The sequence below is a fragment of the Vibrio sp. S234-5 genome (genome assembly GCF_000960595.1).
In the GTDB taxonomy this organism is placed as follows: domain Bacteria; phylum Pseudomonadota; class Gammaproteobacteria; order Enterobacterales; family Vibrionaceae; genus Vibrio.
On record NZ_JZAM01000412.1, the window covers coordinates 1 to 401 of the forward strand.

Sequence of the window (401 nt, forward strand, 5' to 3'; positions counted from 1 at the left end):
ATCTCAATCATCAAGCGTAAAAAAGCCGCTTATGGAAGCGGCTTTATCATTATTGCTGTTCTTGTTGCTCGGCGGCTTTTAGCTTGGCCAACCTATCTTGCTGAAGTTGGTCATAAATTTGTGCTAACTCCAAGAAAGAGTAACGATGCTCAACGTACTCGTACACATTCAACGAAATGGCGAGCTTATACAACGAAATCGCGCTGGCGATGTCACCTTCCAATTGATGACGTTTACCGAGATAAAAATAGGTTTCAGTCAATCGCTGAGCAAGGCGATAGTTTTCTCGCGTCCCATCCATAATCGCAGCAAGAGCCGCTTCATCAGAAACATCGCGTAGCATAAGAGCGACTAACACCCAACCCCATTCTTCACTGCGATCTTGTTGGTAACGCTGCTGA

General features: G+C 45.4%; 1 pseudogene. It reads right to left on the reverse strand.

The features are described from left to right. Positions 1-49: 49 nt before the first annotated feature. Positions 50-401 (reverse strand): annotated as a pseudogene (locus tag UF06_RS22565) (lipoprotein NlpI); the annotation flags it as partial.